General features: G+C 47.8%; 1 protein-coding gene. It reads left to right on the top strand.

Features of this window, described 5'->3' with window-relative positions; genetic code table 11:
• Positions 1 to 634, top strand: a 634-nt coding sequence (locus ACS8FD_RS21830) for an aldehyde dehydrogenase family protein (protein WP_439277413.1), incomplete at both ends; no start/stop codon positions are given.

The following is a 634-nucleotide window of genomic DNA, read 5'->3' as shown; positions in this document are numbered from 1 at the left end:
ACTCTGAGACCAAGTATGTCGATATCGTAACCGGTGCTGATGTCGTTGAATATTATGCAGGGCTTGCACCAATGATTGAAGGTCGTCAGATTCCGCTGCGTGATAGCAGCTTTGTTTATACGCGTCAGGAGCCACTCGGCGTCGTCGCCGGTATTGGTGCGTGGAACTATCCTATTCAAATCGCCATGTGGAAAGCTGCACCTGCATTGGCCGCAGGTAATGCGATGATTTTTAAACCATCAGAAGTCACGCCATTAACTGCTTTAAAACTAGCAGAAATATTTACCGAAGCGGGTTTGCCAGATGGCGTTTTTAACGTCGTGCAAGGTAATTACGAAGTGGGCGAAGCATTAACCCAGCATCCTGATATCGCCAAAGTATCGTTTACGGGCGGTGTGCCGACTGGTAAAAAAGTCATGTCGAGCGCAGCATCATCGTCGCTTAAAGACGTGACCTTAGAGCTTGGTGGTAAGTCACCATTAATCATATTTGAAGACGCTGACATCGATACCGCTGCTGACATCGCAATGATGGCGAACTTTTATAGCAGTGGTCAGGTCTGTACCAATGGCACGCGCGTGTTTATCCCTAAAGCGCTACAAGCCAAGTTTGAGCAAGCTATCTTAACGCGTGT

The sequence above is a fragment of the Psychrobacter sp. 1U2 genome, from assembly GCF_051847575.1.
The sequence above is the reverse complement of the archived record's forward strand: the minus strand, read 5'-3'. Positions and strand labels throughout refer to the sequence as shown.